Origin of the sequence: Methylobacterium hispanicum, assembly GCF_022179285.1 — a bacterium.
Classification (GTDB): Bacteria; Pseudomonadota; Alphaproteobacteria; order Rhizobiales; family Beijerinckiaceae; genus Methylobacterium; species Methylobacterium hispanicum.
Genome location: NZ_BPQO01000001.1, coordinates 346,065 through 364,335 on the forward strand (window position 1 = coordinate 346,065; position 18,271 = coordinate 364,335).

The following is an 18,271-nucleotide window of genomic DNA, read 5'->3' on the forward strand; positions in this document are numbered from 1 at the left end:
CCGCGGGAGATGGATGTGACGCGCAGAGAGCTTCTGGAACGCCTCGATACGGCCATCGCCGCCCTCGGGCCGCGGGCGCCCACGAACTTCAACAGCTCGCTCTTCGGGGATGCCGCCCTGCTCAAGCGCATCGAGGCCTTCGAGGCGCAGATCAACCTCCCCGAGAAGCCGAAGGTCGCCGACTACACCGGCAACATGTTCTCGCGCATCGCCAACCGCCGGGCCGCCGGCGCGAAGTGAGGGATCCCAGGGCTCCGCCCTGGACCCGCCAAAGGCCGTAGGCCTTCGGGATCCAACACCATCCGTGTCCTACCGCGAAGCATCCGCGTCCGGCTGAGCCGCCTTCAGGAGCTCGCCCGCCACGTCGGTGAGCCGCGGCGGGGCCTCCCGGGTGAAGGGCAACGGCCGGCAGACGGCCAGCGCCGCGAGGCCGAACCGGGCGGTCATCAGCCCGTTCAGAACGCCCTCGCCGAGCTTGGCCGAGATGCGCGCGGCCACGCCCAGCCCCAGCACCTGCTGCAGCATGCTCTCGCCCACCGCCATGCCGCCCGTCACCGTGAGGTGGGCCAAAGCCGCGCGGGCGAGCCGGATGAAGCCGAGGAAGCCCGGGCGCCCGCCGTAGATCGCCGCGATCCGGCGCAGAAGCCGCACAGCGGCGAAGACCACGAAGGCCACGTCCACGATCGCCCGCGGGCTCAGCGCGGTCACGGCGGAGACCTGCTTGGCCGCCGTCGCGATGGCGTTGCGGGCTTGGCCGTCGAGGGGCGACAGCAACTCGTGCTCGGCGAGCCCGATGCGGTCGTCCACGTCGAGGATCGCGTCGCCCAAGGTCGCCAGCCGCTCGCGGCCCGGCGCCAGCGCCGCGCGGTCGGCGTAGAAGGCCGAGAGGTCGCGCACCACACCCTGCGCCGCGGTGTGGTCGCGTGTCGCCAGCGCGTCGATCGCGGCCTGCCGCAGGTGCTCGATCTTCCGCTCGCGCCAGAGCCCGGAGAGCTCGCGCGCCACGATCGCCAGCAGGGCCAGCGACGCGAGGCCGAGCAGCGCCAGCGCCACCCAGCCGAGCCAGGGCGCCGTCGCGAACAGGTCCGCGATCAGCCGCTCGACCGAGAGCCCGACCGCGATCGCCACGAGGCCGCTGACCGAGGAGAGCAGCAGCGCCCCCCAGGGCGAGCGGCTTCTGGCGGCGACCGGCACGGGCGTGCCGTCGGCCGCGTCCACGATCTCGAAGGGCTCCTCGACGATCCGGACCTGGGACGGCGCGACGGGCTCGGGTGCCACGCCCTCCGGCGCCGGCTGGTCGGAGGGAATGCGGAAGGCGCGCGGGCGGCGGGGGTTCGACATGGCTCAGGCCTCGAAAACGATCACGCCAACCGGTCCCCGATCAGGAACTGCATCGCCCGGTCGAGCCGGATCTGCGGCAGGTGTCCCGGGCGCCCGAGCGCGTCGGGCCGGACCGGCGGCGGGCGGAACCGGGGAAAGCGGAGCGAGCCGGGCTCGACCGCGCCCTCCAGCACCGCCTCCGGCCGGGCCGGCAGCTCGCCGGGGAAGACGGCCGCCTCGCTCGTCCCGTCGAAGACCTCGCCGTCCACCACCTCGCCCGCCTCCGGCACGCCGGCCACCGCGCGCAGCGCCTCGGCGCCGTCGTGGACCGTGGTCTCGCGGGTGGCCCGCACGGAGGCGAGCGCCACGGTGCCGACCCGCGCACCCGCCGCTTCCGTCCGGCGCATGGCGCGCGAGACGAGCAGGCGCAGCAGCGCGTCGAGCCGGTCGTGGCTCGTCTGGTGGAGGTGGTCGGCCTTGGTCGCGGCGAACAGGATCCGGTCGGCCCGCGGCGCGAAGAGCCGCGAGAACAGGGTGTTGCGGCCGATGTTCAGGCTGAGCAGCACCGCGTCCAGCGCCTCCTCCAGCTCGGCGACAGCGGTCGGGCCGGCATCGACCGCGGCCAGCACGTCGACCAGCACGATCTGCCGGTCGACCCGCTGGAAATGGTCGCGGAAGAACGGCACCACCACCTTGGCCTTGTAGGCCTCGAAGCGTCGCTGCATCAGCCAGGCCAGGCTTTCCGGCGCGATGGCCTCCGGCAGGTTGTCGAGCGGCGCGAAGGTGAGGGCCGGCGAGCCCGCGAGGTCGCCCGGCATCAGGAAGCGCCCCGGCGGCGTGGTGGCCACGGCCTCCGGCCCGTTGCGGAGCGCCGCGAGGTAGGCCTTGAACGCGTCGCTCGCCCGCTCGGCCAGCACCTCGTCCAGCGGCGCGTTCGGATCGAGGGTTTCGAGCAGGGCGAGCCAGGGCGCGGCGCTCTCCGCACGGCCGGCCCGGCGCGTGCCGTTGATCGTGGCGCGCGACCACGCGGTGTAGTCCTGCTCGATCAGCGCGAGGTCGAGCAGCCACTCGCCCGGGTAGTCGACCACGTCGAGCATCAGCGTCCCGGGGCCCGAGCGCCAGCCGCCCGCCCGCTCGTACTCGATGGCGAGGCGGAACTGGCTGATCCGGTCGGTCGAGCGCGGCCAGAGGCGACGCTCGGTGAGCGCCGCGTAGTGGTCCTCGAAGGGGAAGCGCGGCACGTCGTCGTCCGGCTGCGGCACGAGGCGGGCACGGCGCAGCCGCCCCTCGTGCGCAGGGGCGAAGGCCGGCAGCGCGTGGGCCTCGGTGAGATGGTGGATCAGCGCGGTGGTGAAGACCGTCTTGCCCGAGCGCGCCAGCCCGGTGACGCCGAGCCGCAGCGTCGGCTGGACCAGGAGATCGCCCGACGCCTCGGCGAAGGCCCGCATGGCGGATCCGGCACGGGCGGCGAGGTCGGTCAGGGGCACGGAGACTCCCGGGGCGGGCGGTCGGAACGGTGAACTTGGCCGCGCTGAGGTGGCGCGGCACGCGGGTGGGCGCAAGGCCCGGGCGCGCGGACCCCGCTCAGTTCGCCGCCTGCGCGGTCGCGAGGGCGGGGATCGACAGGCGGGCGATCGCCGCCCGGACCAGCTCGGCGGAGGCGCGCATCGTGCCGAGCTCGACCTTCGACATCGCCAGCATCACGCGTTCGAGGTTCGGCCCCGGGCGGCCCTCGGCGTCGAAGAGCTTGAGGTCGTCGTCGGGCCCAAGGCCCACGCTGCCCGCGATGGCGGCGGCGTAGTTGCCGATGCGCGCGGTGTCTCCGCTGCAGATCGGGGCGGGCGCGCGCAGGTCGGAGAGGGTGAAGCCCGGTGCCAGCAGCGGCAGTGTGGCCGATTCGGCGACGAGCTGGGACGGCGGCGGGGTGCGCCGCTCCAGCAGGGCTGCCGGGTTGTCGGCGCCGCGCACCGGGGTGGGGGATGCCGCGATAGCCCGGGCGGGCTTCGCGGCGCTGCCCGGCCGGAGTCCCGGATGGCCGGCCATCCGGGCGAGCGGCGACCAGGGCTGCACGCGCAGGGCCGGGCGGGCGGCGACGCGGCTCGCCGGGGCGGGGCGGCGCGCCGCGGCCACCCGGCGCGGGGCGCCACCGCGCAGGTGGCGGGCGAGGTAGCGGGCGCGCAGCGTCTGCCCCAGCCCGCGGGTCGTCAGGCCCGCTGCCGCGGCGGCCGGAGCGGTCGCGGCGACCGAGGCGACCGGTGCGGTCGCGGGAGCCGGCGTCGCGGGCACGCGGACCGCCGGCGCGGGGCCGCACTCCGCGGGTGCCCAGCGGCGCACGATCGCCAGAGCGGTCCGGCGGCCATAGGTCCGGTAGTAGCGCCGCAGAAGGTTGGCGGCGGCGTCCGCGCCGTCGGCGGCGCTGGCGAACCCGGTATGTCCCTCGGCATCGCCGCCGATCTCGCCGGGCCAGCGGGCGCGCTTGATGCACCAGTAATTGTTGAGCTTCACGCAGCGGGCGACGAAGGCGGGGTCGCTCGCCGAGAGCCGCGCCACCAGGGCGAGCGAGGCCGGCAGCAATGCCTCGCCCGTCTCGCTGCGCCAGTTCGTGACCGCGCGCGCGGCGGCCTCGTAGCGCGCGGCCTCGACCGGAGCCGGCGGGGGCAGCACCGCCTGAGCGGCCAGCCGCTCGGCTCCGGCCTCGATCCGCGGCACGAGCGTCGTCAGGACCATGAGGGCGGTGATCAGCACGGGCGGGCAGGATCTCGGCGGCGGGCCTGGGGGAAACGGCCGAGTTGCCGCAACGGTTCAGACGCGCGTTCCTACCCCCCGAGGCGCTTCAGCGCCGCCTCGTGCAGGCGTGGGTCGCCGGCCGCGACGATGCGGCCGCCCTCCGTCGCCGGGCCGCCGTCCCAGCTCGTGACCACGCCGCCCGCGCCCTCGACGATCGGGATCAGCGCTACGATATCGTAGGGCTTCAGGCCGGCCTCGATCACGAGGTCGATCTGGCCGGCGGCCAGCATGCAGTAGGCGTAGCAGTCGGTGCCGTAGCGGGCGAGGCGAACCGCGTCCTGCACCGCACGGAAGCGCTCGGCCTCCTCGCCCTCCGCGAAGAGGCGCGGGTCCGTGGTGGCCAGCAGCGCCGCCGAGAGGTCGGCGCAGCGGCGGGTGCGCAGGGTCCGCTCGCCCGCGGGGCCGCGCAGCTTGGCGCTGTGCCCGTCGCCCGTGAAGCGCTCGCCGAGAAAGGGCTGGTGCATCAGGCCCCGCACCGCGGTCCCGCCCTTCCGCAGGCCGATCAGGGTGCCCCAGGTCGGCAGGCCGCTGATGAAGGCGCGGGTCCCGTCGATCGGGTCGAGCACCCAGACGCACTCGGCGTCGAGCCGCTCCGAGCCGAACTCCTCGCCCAGGATTCCGTGGCCCGGGAAGGCGTCGCGGATCATGCGGCGCATCACCACCTCGGCGGCGCGGTCGGCCTCGGTGACGGGATCGAAGGGCGCGCCGCCCCGCGCCTTGTCGTCCAGACCGAACTGCGCCCGGAAGAAGGGCAGGATCGCCCGGCCCGAGGCGTCGGCGAGGTCGTGCATGAACCGGCCGAGTTCGACGACGCTCATCGGGCCCCTCCGCCTTCACGGATCATCGGGCGGACGATCCCCGATCCGCCGCTCACGGGGCCAGACGAAGCCGGTCCGCGCCGGTTCCGTCAAGCCCCGTCAAGCCCCGTCAAGCCCCGTCAAGCCTCGGCCGGCTCGGGCGTCCGGGCGCTCCGGCCGGGCGCCCCTTCCTCGCGCACCATGCCGACCACCGCCTCGACCGCCCCGCGCAGGGTGGCGACGTGGGTCTCGGCGGGAATCGCGGTCGGCGCGGTCGCGACGTCGTCGGCCTGCCAGAGGCCGACGAGGAGCGGCACCTTCGGCAGGCGCTGCCGCAGGCGCCGGGCGAGGCGGCGCAGGTGGGTCGGCTCGCCCGCGATGGCCAGCGAGACGATGCAGACCAGCTGCGCGGGACCAGGCTCGAAGGCGTCGATCTTCGCGCGGGCGAGGTCGGAGAAGGGCACCACGCGGGTGCCGAGGCCACGCTTGGCCAGGAGCTGGGCCAGGATCGCGGCGGCCGCCTCGTCGAGGAAGCCGCGGCCGGCCACGCACAGCACCGCGCCGGACCGGGTCCAGGCTTCGGGAAGCGTCGGGGGCTTGGGTGCGAACGGGACGCCGTCCTCGCGGTCGCAGACGCCCTTGCCGCCCCCCGTGGGCGCATCCTCCGGGGCCGCGTCGTCGCGCTCGGCGAGTTCCTCGATCAGCTCGGTCACGCTCTCGCGGATCGCCGACTTCTGCTCGACGGTGAGCACGCCGCGCGCCGCGTCGCGGGCGGCGAGTTCGAGCCCCTTCACCACGACCGTATCGTAGTAGGCCGAGAGCGAGCACTCGGCGAGGATCAGGTCGGCGTGCTCCTGCGCCTCCTCCGGGTCGTCGGCGAGGATGCGCTGGTAGAAGTTCTCGACCGGGGTGAGCGCCGGGGTGTTGCCGAACAGCACGTCGAGGAACTCGAGCTTGTCGACGTGGCGGCCGAGCACCACGAGGCAGACCGTGAGCGGCGTCGAGAGCAGCAGGCCGATCGGCCCCCAGAGCCAGGTCCAGAACAGGGCCGAGACCAGGACCGCCAGCGGCGAGAGCCCGGTCGAGTGCCCGTAGAGCATCGGCTCGAAGATCTGCCCGACCAGCGGCTCGAGCACCACGAAGAGCAGCCCCGTGGCGATGAGCATGTTCCAGCCCGGATCGACCGCCGCCGCGAGCGCCATCGGGAACAGGGCGCACAGGAAGGCCCCGATATAGGGCACGAAGCGCATCAGCGCGGCGAAGATGCCCCAGAGCACGGGATTCGGCACGCCGATGAGGTAGAGTCCGGCACCGATCGCGACGCCGAAGGCGGCGTTCAGTGCGAGCTGGGCCACGAAGTAGCGGCTCAGGCGGCGCGCGGCGTCGTCCATCGCGACCGTGGTGCGGTGCAGGTCGCTGGAGCCGGCGAGCCGGATCATGCGGTCGCGCAGGTCCTCCCGCTGCATCAGCACGAAGATCAGCACCACCACGACGATGCCCGCCGTGGCCAGCGGCTTGAGCGCGGGCGAGAGCAGCTTCTCCGCGGTCTCGAGCGGACCCGGCATGGGCTGGCGCGTCTCGACGACGACCGGCTTCGGCTCGGGCTCGGCACCGGGCTCCGCGGCCGGCTTGTCCGCCTGCTTGTCGCCCCGCTCGGGCGCGCCCGCCTCGTGGATGGCGCGTCCGATTCCGGCCACGTACTCGGTGATGCGGCCGACCGGGCTCTCGCGCAGGCCCTCGACCTTGCGCTCGATCGTGGCGCGGTAGCGCGGCACGTCGCCCGCGAGGTCGGCGACCTGCACGCCGATCAGGGTTGCGAGCGCGGCCACGACCCCCATCGTGAGCATCACCGTCAGCCCGACCGCGAGGAGGCGGGGGATGCGGACCCGGCGCAGGAAGTGGACGAGGGGACCGAGCACGAAGGAGAGCAGCAGCGCGATGGCGATCGGAATCAGGATCTCGCGCCCGAAATAGAGGCCCGCGATGATCACCGCGGCGATCACCACCGGCGAGGCCATCGCGGCGCGCGGGGTCTCGGCCGCGGCGATGCGGGTCGGCCGCGGCGGGATCAGCGGCCCCTCTGGTGTCATGCTCGCCATGCCGTATGCCTGCCCGTGAACGCGACGCTTCGGCGCGGGCTCGGGTCGCGCCGCACGGGGAACCCCCGCGGGCGCCGAAACGATCCCTTGCGGGACGGCAAAGCTCACGCGGGCGTGAAGTCAGGGCATGAGGCTCAGGGCGCGAAGGGCGTCAGGGCGTGCCCGGCCGCCTCCAGGGCGCGGCGCACGGCCCGCGCCGTCGCGAGGGCGCCGGGCGTGTCACCGTGGACGCAGACCGTGTCGATCCGCACAGGCAGGCGCCGGCCCGAGACCGTGGTGACGGCCCCCTCCTCCACCATCGCGGCAACGCGCGCGGCGGCCTCGTCGGGGTCCTCGATCACGGCGCCGGGGAGCGCCCGGGAGGCGAGCTGGCCGTCCTCGGCGTAGGCGCGGTCCGCGAAGACCTCCCGGGCGACGGCGAGCCCGGCCTCGAGCGCGCCCCGCTCGGAGGGCAGGCCCGGCATCACCACGAGGACGAGGCGGGGATCGACCCCGCGCACGCCCCGCGCCACCGCGGCAGCGACCTCGGCCTCGGCGTTCTGGAGGTTGTTCAGCGCGCCGTGCGCCTTGACGTAGGTGACGCGGTGGCCTGCCAGCGCCGCGCAGGCCTGGAGCGCGCCGACCTGGTAGGCGACGAGGTTCTCGATCGCGCGCGCGCCCATGCGCACGACCCGGCGGCCGAAGCCCTGGAGGTCGGCGAAGCCCGGATGGGCGCCGAGCGCGACGCCGCGCACCCGCGCGGCTTGCGCCGTCGCCACCATGATGTCGGGATCGCCCGCGTGCAGCCCGCAGGCGACGTTGGCCGAGGTGACCACGTCGAGGATCGCCGCGTCGTCGCCCATCCGCCAGGGGCCGAAGCCCTCGCCGAGGTCGCTGTTCAGATCGATCCGCATTCCCGCGCTCCGCATCGAGGACCGGCGCTCCCGGGGACGCACCCCGCTCAGACAACGACCGGCAGTTCGGCCTGCTCCTCCACGCCGAAGACGCGCTTGTAGCGCTCCACCTGCGCCGCCGGCCCCTGCGCCTTGCTGGGGTTGTCGGAGATCTTCACGGTCGGATGACCGTTCGCCTCCGAAACCTTGCAGACGATCGAGATCGGGTCGAGCCGGCCGTCCGGGACGAGGCCGCGGAAGTCGTTCGTCAGCAGCGTGCCCCAGCCGTAGCCGATCCGCATCCGCCCGTGGAAATGGGCGTGGATCCTCTCGATCGTGTCGATGTCGAGCCCGTCGGAGAAGATCGCCAGCTTCTCGCGCGGGTCGCAGCCCCGCTGGCGCCAGAACGCGATCACCTCCTCGCCGCCCTCGATCGGGTCCTTCGAGTCGATGCGGATGCCGGTCCAGGCGCTGATCCAGTCGGGGGCGTCCCTGAGGAAGCCGGTGGTGCCGTAGGTGTCGGGCAGCGCCACCAGCAGGTTGCCCTCGTAATCCTGCTGCCAGTCGCGCAGCACGTCGTAGGGCGCGCGCGCCAAGGCTGCGTCGTCCGGGCTCAAGGCCGCGTAGACCATCGGCAATTCGTGCGCGTTGGTGCCCACCGCTTCCAGCTCGCGCCGCATGGCGATGAGGCAGTTCGAGGTGCCGGTGAAGTGGGGGCCGAGCCCCTCCTGCATCGCCTGCACGCACCAGTCCTGCCAGAGGAAGCCGTGGCGGCGACGCGTGCCGAAATCGGCGATCGAGAGGTCGGGCAGGCGGCGCAGGCGCTCGATCTTCTCCCAGACGCGGCTCATCGCGCGGGCGTAGAGCACTTGGAGGTCGAAGCGGCCCATGCCGCGCAGCGTGGCGCGCGAGCGCAGCTCGTTCAGGATCGCGAGCGCGGGCACCTCCCACATCGTGGTCTCGAGCCAGGAGCCGTGGAAGCTCAGCTCGTACTGCCCGTCCCGGACCGCGAGCTCGTAGTCCGGCAGGCGGAACTCCTCGAACCACGCGATGAACTCGGCCGAGAGGATGCGGCGCGTGCCGTAGAAGGCGTTGCCGCGCAGCCACGTCGCCTCGCCGCGCCCGAGGCGGAGCGAGCGGGCATGGTCGAGCTGCTCGCGCAGCTCCCCCGCATCGACCGCCTCGGCGATGCGGACGCGGTGCGTTCGGTTGTGGATGCCGAAGGTGACGGCGACGTCGCCGTGCCGGCGCAGGATCATCTGCGCCATCAGGAGCTTGTAGAAATCCGTATCGAGCAGCGACCGGACGATCGGGTCGATGCGGAAATTGTGGTTGTAGACCCGCGTCGCGAGATCGGACATCGATCGGGATCGGCTCCGTCCGCGGGCATGGCGACGCCCGCGAGCGCAGGGCGCACGCGGGCGGCACAGGAGTCAATGGCTTGGCCTATGTCAGCCGGGACAGGTTCGCCCGGTCCGACCCCGAATTCAGGCCAGATCGACCTTCTTCACCTCGGTCTTCGGGCTCTCGCCGGTGAGCGTGGCCTTCAGGTAGCCGTAGAGGTGGACCATCGTGCTGTTCGGGCTGTCCCAGTACTCGCCCTTCTCCGGATGGACCCGGATCAGCGCCACCTCGGGGTCGTCCTTGCCGTTGGGGAACCAGGTCTTCAGGCTCTCCTGCCACTTCTCGTCGATCTTGGCCTGATCGCGCACGATCTCGGCCTTGCCGGCGACCGAGACGTAGGTCTGGCTCGACGGGTCGGAATAGGCGAGGTTGATCTGGTTGTCGCGGCTGATCTCGGTGGTCTTGGGCGAGTGCAGCTTAGTGAAAAACCAGAGGTCGCCGTTCTCGTCGGCGTCGTTGTTCCACATCGGCCGGCTGTTGAGCGTGCCGTCGGCGTCGACGGTGGTCATCATCGCGATCTTCACATCCTTGATCAGGTCGAAGAGCTTCTTCGCGCCCTCGTGGTCGCGGTGGTTGCCCTGATGCATGGAATCTCGTCTCCTACACGTCGCGTCGGTCGGTCCGGGCGGAGGGGCGCCGAGCGCGCCGCGAGCCCCCGCCTGAAGGCTGCCCCGACAACGGCCAAGTGCCGGCTTGGTTCAGCCCCGGCGCGAGAAGGACAGAGGTTATCCGCATGCCGCGCGTTGCCCGCGCTCTCGCCCTCGTTGCGGCCTGCCTGGCGGCCTCGCCGACGGCCGCAGAGGTGCGCTTCGGCCCGGGCGTGCGCATCGGCGGGCACGATTTCTCGAGCCGGCGCTACCGCGGCGTCCCCATCGAGCGGGTGCGGCGCCCGCCCGGCCCGCCCGGCTGCCGCCACGTCCGGAGCGGCTCCTACCGGCGCGGCGACGGCCGCGTCGTGCGCGGGCCGATGGAGCGCTGCAACCTCGTGGCGATCCCGCCGCACCGGCGCTGATGCGGTGCACCGTGCCCGGGGGTCTGGTGTTCCGGGCGCGCTCGGTTACATGCAGGATGATTCGCAGGTGGTATACCTGCTCGCGCCACCGGGAGAACGACCTTGGCGATCAGCCGCGACGACGTGATGAAGGCGCTGACGGGCGTGACGGTGGACGCCGCCGGCACCACGCTCACCGGCTCCGGCCGCCTCTCGCAGGTGGTGGTCGATGCAAACAACCGGGTGATGTTCTCGATCCTGATCGACCCGAGCGAGGCCGAGCGGTTCGAGCCGGTGCGGCGCGCCGCCGAGGGCCGGGTACTGTCGATCCCCGGCGTCTCGGGCGTGTTCGCCAGCCTGACCTCGGAGCGGGGTCCGGGCCCTCAGGCACAGAGCCCCGCCCCGCCCCGCCCCGCGGCGCCGCAGCCGCCTCGCCCCGGCGCCCCCCCGAACCAGGGGCCGCAGCTGCCGGGCGTGCGCCACATCGTGGCGGTCGCCTCCGGCAAGGGCGGCGTCGGCAAGTCGACCACCGCCTGCAACCTCGCCCTCGCGCTCAAGGCGCAGGGGCTGAAGGTCGGCCTCCTCGACGCCGACATCTACGGGCCTTCCGTTCCGAAGCTCTTCGGCCTCTCCGGCAAGCCCAACGTGGTCGAGAACCGCTCGATGGAGCCGATGGAGGGCTACGGGCTCAAGGTCATGTCGATCGGCTTCCTGATCGAGCCCGAGACGGCGATGATCTGGCGCGGGCCGATGGTGCAGTCGGCCATCACCCAGATGCTGCGCGACGTGCTCTGGGGCGAGCTCGACGTGCTCATCGTGGACATGCCACCCGGTACCGGCGACGCGCAGCTCACCATGGCTCAGGCCACGCCCTTGTCCGGCGCCGTGATCGTCTCGACGCCGCAGGACCTCGCGCTGATCGATGCGCGGCGTGGCGTGACCATGTTCAAGAAGGTCGCCGTGCCGATCCTTGGCGTGATCGAGAACATGGCGACCTTCGTCTGCCCGAATTGCGGCCACGCCTCCCACATCTTCGGCCACGGCGGCGCCCGCCAGGAAGCCGAGCGCCTCGGCGTGCCCTTCCTCGGCGAGGTGCCGCTCAACATGACGATCCGCGAGACCTCCGATTCCGGCCGTCCGGTGGTGGCGACCGATCCGGACGGGCCGCAGGCGCAGGTCTACCGGGAGATCGCGGCCAAGCTCTGGGCGAACCTCTCGGGCGCGCCCGCCGGCCGTGCGGCGCCGAAGATCGTCATCGAGTGAGCGCGCCCGTCCTCGGCCTGATCCTGGCCGGGGGCCTGGCCCGGCGAATGGGCGGGGGCGACAAGCCCCTGCTCCGGCTCGGGGGACGCACCCTGCTCGCGCGGGTCGCGGAGCGGCTGGAGACGCAGTGCGGGGCAGGGCTGGCGCTCAGCGCCAACGGCGACCCGGCCCGGTTCGGCGCCTTCCCGGGGCCGGTCCTGCCGGACACGCTGCCCGACCGGCCGGGGCCGCTCGCCGGCATCCTGGCAGGGCTGGAGCACGCCGCCTCCCGCGGGGTCGGGGCAATCGTCAGCGTCTCGGGCGACGCGCCCTTCCTGCCCGCGGATCTGGTGGCGCGGCTGGCGGCCTTGCGCCCGGAGGCCGGCATCGCGCTCGCGGCCTCGGGCGAGCGGCGGCACTACACGATCGCGCTGTGGCCGGCGGCGCTCAGGCACGACCTGCGACTCTATCTAGAGGGCGGCGAGCGCCGCGTCGGCGGCTTCATCGCCCGGCACCCGGCGGCGGCGGCCTCCTGGCCGGTCGCGCCGCTGGACCCGTTCCTCAACATCAACACGCCGGAGGATCTGGCGGCGGCGGAGGCCGTGCTCGCCATGTCCGCCCCGCGTTCGGTGTGAGACGAACCTCTCGACCGTCAGCGGATCCCCTCTCCCCGCGCGCGGGGAGAGGGGAAGCCGCGGATCCGAACAGATCATCTCGCCCGCAGCCGGTATCAGATCAGGAGCCGGCTCACGCTGCGCCGACCGTCGCCTTCACGATCTTGTCCGGCGAGCGCGGGGGCTCGCCCTTGTTGATCGTGTCGACCACGTCCATGCCCTCGATGACCTTGCCCCAGACGGTGTACTGGCGGTCGAGGAAGCGGGCGTCGTCGAAGCAGATGAAGAACTGCGAGTTGGCCGAGTGCGGGAAGTTCGTGCGGGCCATCGAGCAGGTGCCGCGCACGTGCGGCTCGGCGTTGAACTCGGCGTTGAGGTCGGGCAGGTCCGAGCCGCCGGAGCCCGTGCCGGTCGGGTCGCCGGTCTGGGCCATGAAGCCGTCGATCACCCGGTGGAAGGGCACGCCGTCGTAGAAGCCCTGGCCAGCCAGCGTCTTGATGCGCTCGACGTGGTTGGGCGCCAGGTCCGGGCGCAACGCGATCACCACGCGGCCCTTGGTGGTCTCGAGGACGATCGTCTCGTTGTCTGCCATGTCGTCGTTCTCCGTTGGTGGAAACTCGTCCCGATCGTCAGGCCGTGCTCGTGCGACGGCCTAACCCGATCCGCGGGCTCGCGGCAAATCGGGAGGTCAGCGGGTGCCCCGATAGACGAGGCGCAGGCCGATCGGCCGGCCGGCGATGGCCCGGCCGAGATCCGGCGTGATCCGGGCCGGCGTGCAGGCCTTGAGCGCCCGCAGGGTCGTCCGGAGGAGCCGGTTCCTCGCCTCGCCCGCCGCCCCGCTCGTGAAGACGATGCGGGGCGACGCGATGAGGCTGCCGTCCCGCCGCAGGGCGAAGCGGGCCGTGATCTGGACCTCTCCGTGGCCGAGCCCCGCGGGCGGCTGCCAGCAGGCGGCCAGCACCGGATAGAGCTGGGGCAGCGTGTCGGCGGGTGCCGCCGGAGCCTCGGCGAGCGGCACCACGACGGTGCCGCGCAGCGTCTGGGGCAGGCTCAGCGGGGGGCCCGGCGCCCCGTAATAGGAGGCCGACGCCGCACCCGGCAGCAGGGCGCCCGCGAGCGCCGCGCCCCGTATCGTCCGCGCGAGCCTCAGCTCACTTGGCCTTCTCGGCCAGCTCCATCTTCACGATCTTGTCCGGGTCCTTCACCGAGCCGTTGTCGCTCTTGGAGCCCTTCTTGACCTTGTCGACCACGTCCATGCCGTCCGTCACCACGCCGACCACGGTGTAGTTGTTGTTCAGGAAGGTCGCGGGCGCGAGGCAGATGAAGAACTGGGAGTTCGCGGAGTTCGGGTCCTGCGAGCGGGCCATGCCGACGGTGCCCCGCAGGAACGGCGTCTGCGTGAACTCGGCCGGGATGTTCGGCAGCTTCGAGCCGCCGGTGCCGTTGCCGTTCGGATCGCCGGTCTGGACCATGAAGCCGTCGATGACGCGGTGGAACTTGAGGCCGTTGTAGAAACCTTGGCCGACCAGCGTCTTGATCTGCTTGACGTGCTTGGGCGCCAGATCCGGCCGCAGCTCGATGGTGACGCGCCCGTCCTTCGTGTCGAGGTAGACGGTGTCCGGCCCGGCGGCCTGGGCGGCGGGGGCGAGGCCGATTGCGGCGGCGAGCGCGAGCGCGCCGAGGGCGGTGCGACGGTTCATGCGGGGCATCTCCGGTTGGTCGTGGACACTCAAGGGGCTTTGGCGAAGCGCGCGGCGAGGCGCGCCGCCACCGGCCCCGGTACGAAGGGGGCGACGTCGCCGCCCATCGCGGCGATCTGGCGGACGAGGGTCGCGGTGATCGGTCTCACCTGGATCGAGGCCGGCAGGAACACGGTCTGGACCTCGGGCGCCATCGCGCCGTTCATGCCGGCGAGCTGCATCTCGTAGTCGAGGTCGGTGCCGTCGCGCAGGCCCCGGATGAACAGGGTGGCGCCGCAGCGCCGGGCCGCCGCGACCGCGAGATCGTCGAAGCGCGCGATCTCCAGCTCCGCCCCCTCGGCCCGCGCCAGCGGCCCACAGGTCTCGCGGAGAAGCTCGGCCCGCTCCTCGGCGCTGAAGAGCGGCGTCTTTCCCGGATGCACGCCGATGGCGATCACGAGGCGCGACACCAGCCGGCAGGCCTGGCGCACGACGTCGAGGTGGCCGTTCGTCACCGGATCGAAGGAGCCGGCGTAGAGGGCGGTGCGCGTCATCGCCTCCGCCCTAAAGCATTTTCTCGGGGAACGGAACCGTGGCGGCCAGTGCTTGAGGACAGGCCTGAAGCAATTGGGGCTGGGTCAATAGCGGTCGGACCGGACGATTCCGCACCGATTGATCCACGCTAGGGGCAGGACGTTAACGGCGACATTCGGTGGCACCTCGTAGAATGCCAATCTCCGATAGCTCCAGGCGTACGGCTTACAATCCTTGATCGCCGCCGTGTGTAAAAACGACTGAAAATCTGCAGGAGCCTTGCGGATAGACTTGAAGAAAGAGCTCTCATCGACGGAATCGGGCACGAGCACGAGGATACCCTGATGGCGGATCCTGTCCGCGTAGATCCCCACGCTCAGAGTTGGCAGGATTACGGCTAGGACAGTGAAAATCGGCCACCGAAGGAGATCGAAGATTTTGCCTTTTCGTGGAAGCGCGAAAACCAGCGCCGAGATGGCGACGCAGATAGCAGCGACTTGCCGCCAATAGGGAATGCCAAGTCGATCAGACCAGAACGTTGCGAGACCGATGGGTTGCGCCGGATCGCCGAACAACGCCACCGTCACCACGCCGTAAGCGAGCGCGGCGAGAAAGAGCTTCGCGATCCCCATCTCCGACTGCCTACTCGCTGCAGGCGAGAATGCGTCGCGCGCAGAAGGCATTGTCGCGCTCAGTTCCCGCAGATCCGCTCAGAGCCAGATGGCGATCCGGCAACGGGAGCGCGCCTCCTGTTGAGGCACGCTCCCGGCGCTCAGGCCTCGTCCTCCTCGGCCCCGTCCTCGCCCTCGATGTGCTCGACGGAGACCACGCGCTCGGCCTTGTCGGTGTTGAACACCGTCACGCCCTGCGAGGCGCGGCCGACGATGCGGATGTCGTCCACCGGCACCCGGATGAGCTGGCCGGCATTCGTCACCAGCATGATCTGGTCGGTGCTCTCGACGGGGAAGGAGGCGACCAGCTTGCCGTTGCGGGCGTTGACCCGCATCGCCGTGATGCCCTTTCCGCCGCGGTTCGAGGTTCGGTACTCGAAGGACGACGAGCGCTTGCCGAAGCCGTTCTCGGAGAGCGTCAGCACGAACTGCTCCGCTCCACCCATCTCCGAGTAGCGCTCGGTCGAGATCGCGGCGGCGCTCGCCTCCTCGGCCTCGCCGTTGTCTCCGGCGTCCTCGCCGTCGCCGATGACCGCGCGGCGCATCTTGAGATAGCCGGCGCGCTCCTCAGGCGACGCCTCGAAGTGGTTGAGGATCGCCATCGAGATCACGCGGTCGCCCGAGCCCAGGTTGATGCCGCGCACGCCGGTCGAATCGCGGCCCTTGAACACGCGCACGTCCTCGACGGGGAAGCGGATGCACTGCCCCTCGGCGGTGGTCAGCAGCACGTTCTGGTCCGGCCGGCAGATCTCGACGTGGACGATGTGGTCGCCCGCATCCAGCTTCATGGCGATCTTGCCGTTGCGGTTCACCTGCACGAAGTCCGAGAGCTTGTTGCGCCGGACGTTGCCGGAGGCGGTCGCGAACATCACGTCGAGGGTCTCCCAGGAGGCCTCGTCCTCGGGAAGCGGCATGATTGTGGTGATGCGCTCGCCCTCCTGCTGCAGCTGCAGGATGTTCACGAGCGCCTTGCCGCGGGCGTTCGGGGCCGCCACCGGCAGGCGCCAGACCTTCTCCTTGTAGGCCTGGCCCTGGTCGGAGAAGAACAGCACCGGCGTGTGGGTGTTGGCCACGAACAGCCGGGTGACGAAATCCTCGTCGCGGGTGCTCATCCCCGAGCGGCCCTTGCCGCCGCGGCGCTGCGACCGGTAGGTCGAGAGCGGCACGCGCTTGACGTAGCCGGCGTGGGACACGGTCACCACCATGTCCTCCCGGGCGATCAGATCCTCGTCCTCGACGTTCGAGTCGAAGTCCACGATCTCGGTCCGGCGCGGCGTGGCGAAGAGGGCACGCACCTCGGCGAGCTCGTGCTTGACGATGCCCTGGATGCGGGCGCGCGAGCGCAGGATGTCGAGGTAGTCGGCGATCTCGTCGGCGAGCGTCTTCAGCTCGTCCCCGACCTCGTCGCGGCCGAGCGCGGTGAGGCGCTGCAGGCGCAGGTCCAGGATGGCGCGGGCCTGCGTCTCGGAGAGCCGGTAGGTGCCGTCCTCGGAGACGCGGTGGCGCGGGTCGTCGACGAGCGCGATCAGCGGGGCGATGTCGTGGGCCGGCCAGTCGCGGCCCATCAGCGCCTCGCGGGCGGCGTTCGGGTCCGGCGCGGTGCGGATGAGGCGGATCACCTCATCGATGTTGGCGACCGCGATCGCGAGGCCGCACAGGACGTGGGCGCGCTCCCGGGCCTTGCCGAGCAGGAACTTGGTGCGCCGGGAGACAACCTCCTCGCGGAAGTCGTTGAAGGCCTGGAGCAGGTCCTTCAGGTTCATCAGCTCGGGGCGACCGCCGTTCAGCGCCACCATGTTGCAGCCGAAGGAGGATTGCAGCGGCGTGTAGCGGTAGAGCTGGTTCAGCACGACGTCGGCCATCGCGTCGCGCTTGATCTCGACCACGATCCGCATGCCGGAGCGGTCGGACTCGTCGCGCAGGTCCGAGATGCCCTCGACGCGCTTCTCCTTCACCAGCTCGGCGATCTTCTCGATCAAGGTCGCCTTGTTCACCTGGAACGGGATCTCGGTGAAGATCAGCGCCTCGCGCTCCTTGCGCAGCTCCTCCACGTGGGACTTCGCCCGCATGATGATGGAGCCGCGGCCGGTGTTGTAGGCCTGGCGCGTGCCGGCGCGGCCGAGGATCAGGCCGCCGGTCGGGAAATCGGGGCCGGGCACGATCTCGATCAGCTGCTCGATCGTCAGGCCCGGATCGTCGATCAGCGCCACGCAGGCGTCGATCAGCTCGCCGAGATTGTGCGGCGGGATGTTGGTGGCCATGCCGACCGCGATGCCGCCCGCGCCGTTGGCGAGCAGGTTCGGGAAGCGGGCCGGCAGAACGGTCGGCTCTTCCCGCGACTCGTCGTAGTTCGGTCCGAAATCGACGGTGTTCTTGTCGATGTCGGTGAGCAGCGCGGTGGCGGGTTTGGCCAGCCGCGACTCGGTGTAGCGCATGGCCGCCGGCGGATCGCCGTCGACCGAGCCGAAATTGCCCTGCCCGTCGATGAGCATCAGGCGCATGGAGAAGTCCTGCGCCATCCGCACGAGGGCGTCGTAGATCGATTGGTCCCCGTGCGGGTGGTAGAGACCGATCACGTCGCCGACGATGCGGGCCGACTTGACGTATTTGCGCTCCGGCAGGTGCCCCGACTCGAAGGCCGAGTAGAGGATGCGCCGGTGCACGGGCTTGAGCCCGTCGCGCGCGTCGGGGAGCGCGCGGCTCACGATCACGCTCATCGCGTAATCGAGGTAGGAGCGGCGCATCTCGTCGGTGATGGAGACGGGGCGGATGTCGGTGGCGGGCGGCGGCGCGCCGGCTCCCGGATCGTTGGTCTCGGCCAAGGCTACCTGTCCAGAATCTGGGGCGTACCGCCCCGGCTCGGGTCGCGTCGCGCCCGCCCGGACGGGGGCGCGGGAAGATCCGTGATATCAAATGGTTAAATAAGACTCACGGAGCCCCCGCGCAAGCGCGGCCTCAGGCGGCCAGCGGCATCGCCGCGCGGGCCGAAGCCTTTCCGATCCCGAGGAAATCCTCGACCGCCGCGAGGTCCGGGAAGCTCATGAATTCGGGCCGCAGCGGCGCGGGCAGGCCCTCGAAGCCGAGGCCCGGGAAGGCGTCGGGGTTCGGGTAGAGCTGCCAGGGCGCGCCCGCTTCCGCGGGCTGGAACAGCATCGCCACCTTGCGGCGGCCGAGTTTCACCAGCCGCGTCGGGCTGTAGCTCAGGGTCTCGATCGCGTAGCGGTCCTGACGACGGTCGGCGGCGCGGCGCATCGGGGGCTC

General features: G+C 71.8%; 19 protein-coding genes. 4 read left to right on the plus strand and 15 right to left on the minus strand.

Annotation, left to right across the window (positions count from 1 at the left end; genetic code table 11):
- The first annotated feature begins 9 nt into the window (after nt 1-9).
- Nucleotides 10-240, plus strand: a complete 231-nt coding sequence (locus MFF56_RS01510) for a hypothetical protein (protein WP_238229360.1) — start codon at nt 10-12, stop codon at nt 238-240.
- A 69-nt stretch (nt 241-309) separates the two neighbouring features.
- On the opposite strand, the gene MFF56_RS01515 is transcribed toward MFF56_RS01510, so the two are convergent.
- The 8 genes from MFF56_RS01515 to MFF56_RS01550 all read right to left on the minus strand — a co-directional run bounded on the left by MFF56_RS01515 (nt 310) and on the right by MFF56_RS01550 (nt 9,866).
- Nucleotides 310-1,341 (minus strand): YcjF family protein, encoded by a 1,032-nt coding sequence (locus MFF56_RS01515; RefSeq protein ID WP_066926846.1) that lies wholly within the window; start codon nt 1,339-1,341, stop codon nt 310-312.
- Nucleotides 1,342-1,361: 20 nt separating this feature from the next.
- Complete coding sequence (locus MFF56_RS01520; protein WP_066926844.1) at nt 1,362-2,768, minus strand: YcjX family GTP-binding protein; 1,407 nt, start codon at nt 2,766-2,768, stop codon at nt 1,362-1,364.
- Between the two features lie 136 nt (nt 2,769-2,904).
- Nucleotides 2,905-4,065, minus strand: coding sequence for a hypothetical protein (locus MFF56_RS01525; protein WP_238229331.1), 1,161 nt, complete (start codon nt 4,063-4,065; stop codon nt 2,905-2,907).
- Between the two features lie 71 nt (nt 4,066-4,136).
- The gene (gene hisN / locus MFF56_RS01530) at nt 4,137-4,925 is read right to left on the minus strand and encodes a histidinol-phosphatase (RefSeq protein WP_066920489.1); all 789 of its coding nucleotides are present in this window, start codon (nt 4,923-4,925) and stop codon (nt 4,137-4,139) included.
- A gap of 119 nt (nt 4,926-5,044) precedes the next feature.
- Nucleotides 5,045-7,003, minus strand: coding sequence for an AI-2E family transporter (locus tag MFF56_RS01535; protein ID WP_066920487.1), 1,959 nt, complete (start codon nt 7,001-7,003; stop codon nt 5,045-5,047).
- Nucleotides 7,004-7,137: 134 nt separating this feature from the next.
- Nucleotides 7,138-7,896, minus strand: coding sequence for a LamB/YcsF family protein (locus MFF56_RS01540; RefSeq protein WP_066920485.1), 759 nt, complete (start codon nt 7,894-7,896; stop codon nt 7,138-7,140).
- Between the two features lie 47 nt (nt 7,897-7,943).
- Nucleotides 7,944-9,236, minus strand: a complete 1,293-nt coding sequence (gene pncB / locus MFF56_RS01545) for a nicotinate phosphoribosyltransferase (RefSeq protein WP_066920483.1) — start codon at nt 9,234-9,236, stop codon at nt 7,944-7,946.
- A gap of 126 nt (nt 9,237-9,362) precedes the next feature.
- Nucleotides 9,363-9,866, minus strand: coding sequence for a pyridoxamine 5'-phosphate oxidase family protein (locus tag MFF56_RS01550; protein WP_238229332.1), 504 nt, complete (start codon nt 9,864-9,866; stop codon nt 9,363-9,365).
- Nucleotides 9,867-10,012: 146 nt separating this feature from the next.
- On the opposite strand from MFF56_RS01550, the gene MFF56_RS01555 reads away from it, so the two are divergent.
- The 3 genes from MFF56_RS01555 (at nt 10,013) to mobA (ending at nt 12,147) form a co-directional block, all read left to right on the plus strand.
- Entirely contained in the window at nt 10,013-10,291 is a 279-nt protein-coding gene (locus tag MFF56_RS01555) for a hypothetical protein (RefSeq protein ID WP_238229333.1), read from the plus strand.
- Between the two features lie 102 nt (nt 10,292-10,393).
- Entirely contained in the window at nt 10,394-11,533 is a 1,140-nt protein-coding gene (locus MFF56_RS01560; protein ID WP_238229334.1) for an Mrp/NBP35 family ATP-binding protein, read from the plus strand.
- Nucleotides 11,530-12,147: a molybdenum cofactor guanylyltransferase MobA gene (mobA, locus tag MFF56_RS01565; RefSeq protein WP_082773096.1), complete on the plus strand. Its 618-nt coding sequence runs from the start codon at nt 11,530-11,532 to the stop codon at nt 12,145-12,147. Before MFF56_RS01560 ends, mobA begins: the two co-directional genes overlap by 4 nt.
- 112 nt (nt 12,148-12,259) lie before the next feature.
- Here the strand turns inward: mobA and MFF56_RS01570 are convergent, their stop codons facing one another.
- From MFF56_RS01570 to MFF56_RS01600, 7 genes are all read right to left on the minus strand, one after another.
- Complete coding sequence (locus tag MFF56_RS01570; RefSeq protein WP_066923421.1) at nt 12,260-12,718, minus strand: peptidylprolyl isomerase; 459 nt, start codon at nt 12,716-12,718, stop codon at nt 12,260-12,262.
- Between the two features lie 96 nt (nt 12,719-12,814).
- Nucleotides 12,815-13,147, minus strand: a complete 333-nt coding sequence (locus tag MFF56_RS01575; protein WP_373324009.1) for a UCP034077 family protein — start codon at nt 13,145-13,147, stop codon at nt 12,815-12,817.
- Nucleotides 13,148-13,277: 130 nt separating this feature from the next.
- Nucleotides 13,278-13,826 carry a peptidylprolyl isomerase gene (locus tag MFF56_RS01580; RefSeq protein ID WP_066923415.1) on the minus strand — a complete coding sequence of 183 codons (549 nt, stop codon included), beginning with the start codon at nt 13,824-13,826 and terminating at the stop codon, nt 13,278-13,280.
- A gap of 29 nt (nt 13,827-13,855) precedes the next feature.
- On the minus strand, nt 13,856-14,359 hold the full coding sequence (coaD, locus tag MFF56_RS01585; RefSeq protein WP_066923413.1) for a pantetheine-phosphate adenylyltransferase: 504 nt from the start codon (nt 14,357-14,359) through the stop codon (nt 13,856-13,858).
- A gap of 84 nt (nt 14,360-14,443) precedes the next feature.
- The gene (locus MFF56_RS01590) at nt 14,444-14,971 is read right to left on the minus strand and encodes a hypothetical protein (RefSeq protein WP_066923410.1); all 528 of its coding nucleotides are present in this window, start codon (nt 14,969-14,971) and stop codon (nt 14,444-14,446) included.
- A 140-nt stretch (nt 14,972-15,111) separates the two neighbouring features.
- The gene (gene gyrA, locus MFF56_RS01595) at nt 15,112-17,832 is read right to left on the minus strand and encodes a DNA gyrase subunit A (protein WP_066923407.1); all 2,721 of its coding nucleotides are present in this window, start codon (nt 17,830-17,832) and stop codon (nt 15,112-15,114) included.
- Nucleotides 17,833-17,965: 133 nt separating this feature from the next.
- Nucleotides 17,966-18,262, minus strand: a complete 297-nt coding sequence (locus MFF56_RS01600) for a hypothetical protein (protein ID WP_066923403.1) — start codon at nt 18,260-18,262, stop codon at nt 17,966-17,968.
- Nucleotides 18,263-18,271 lie beyond the last annotated feature (9 nt).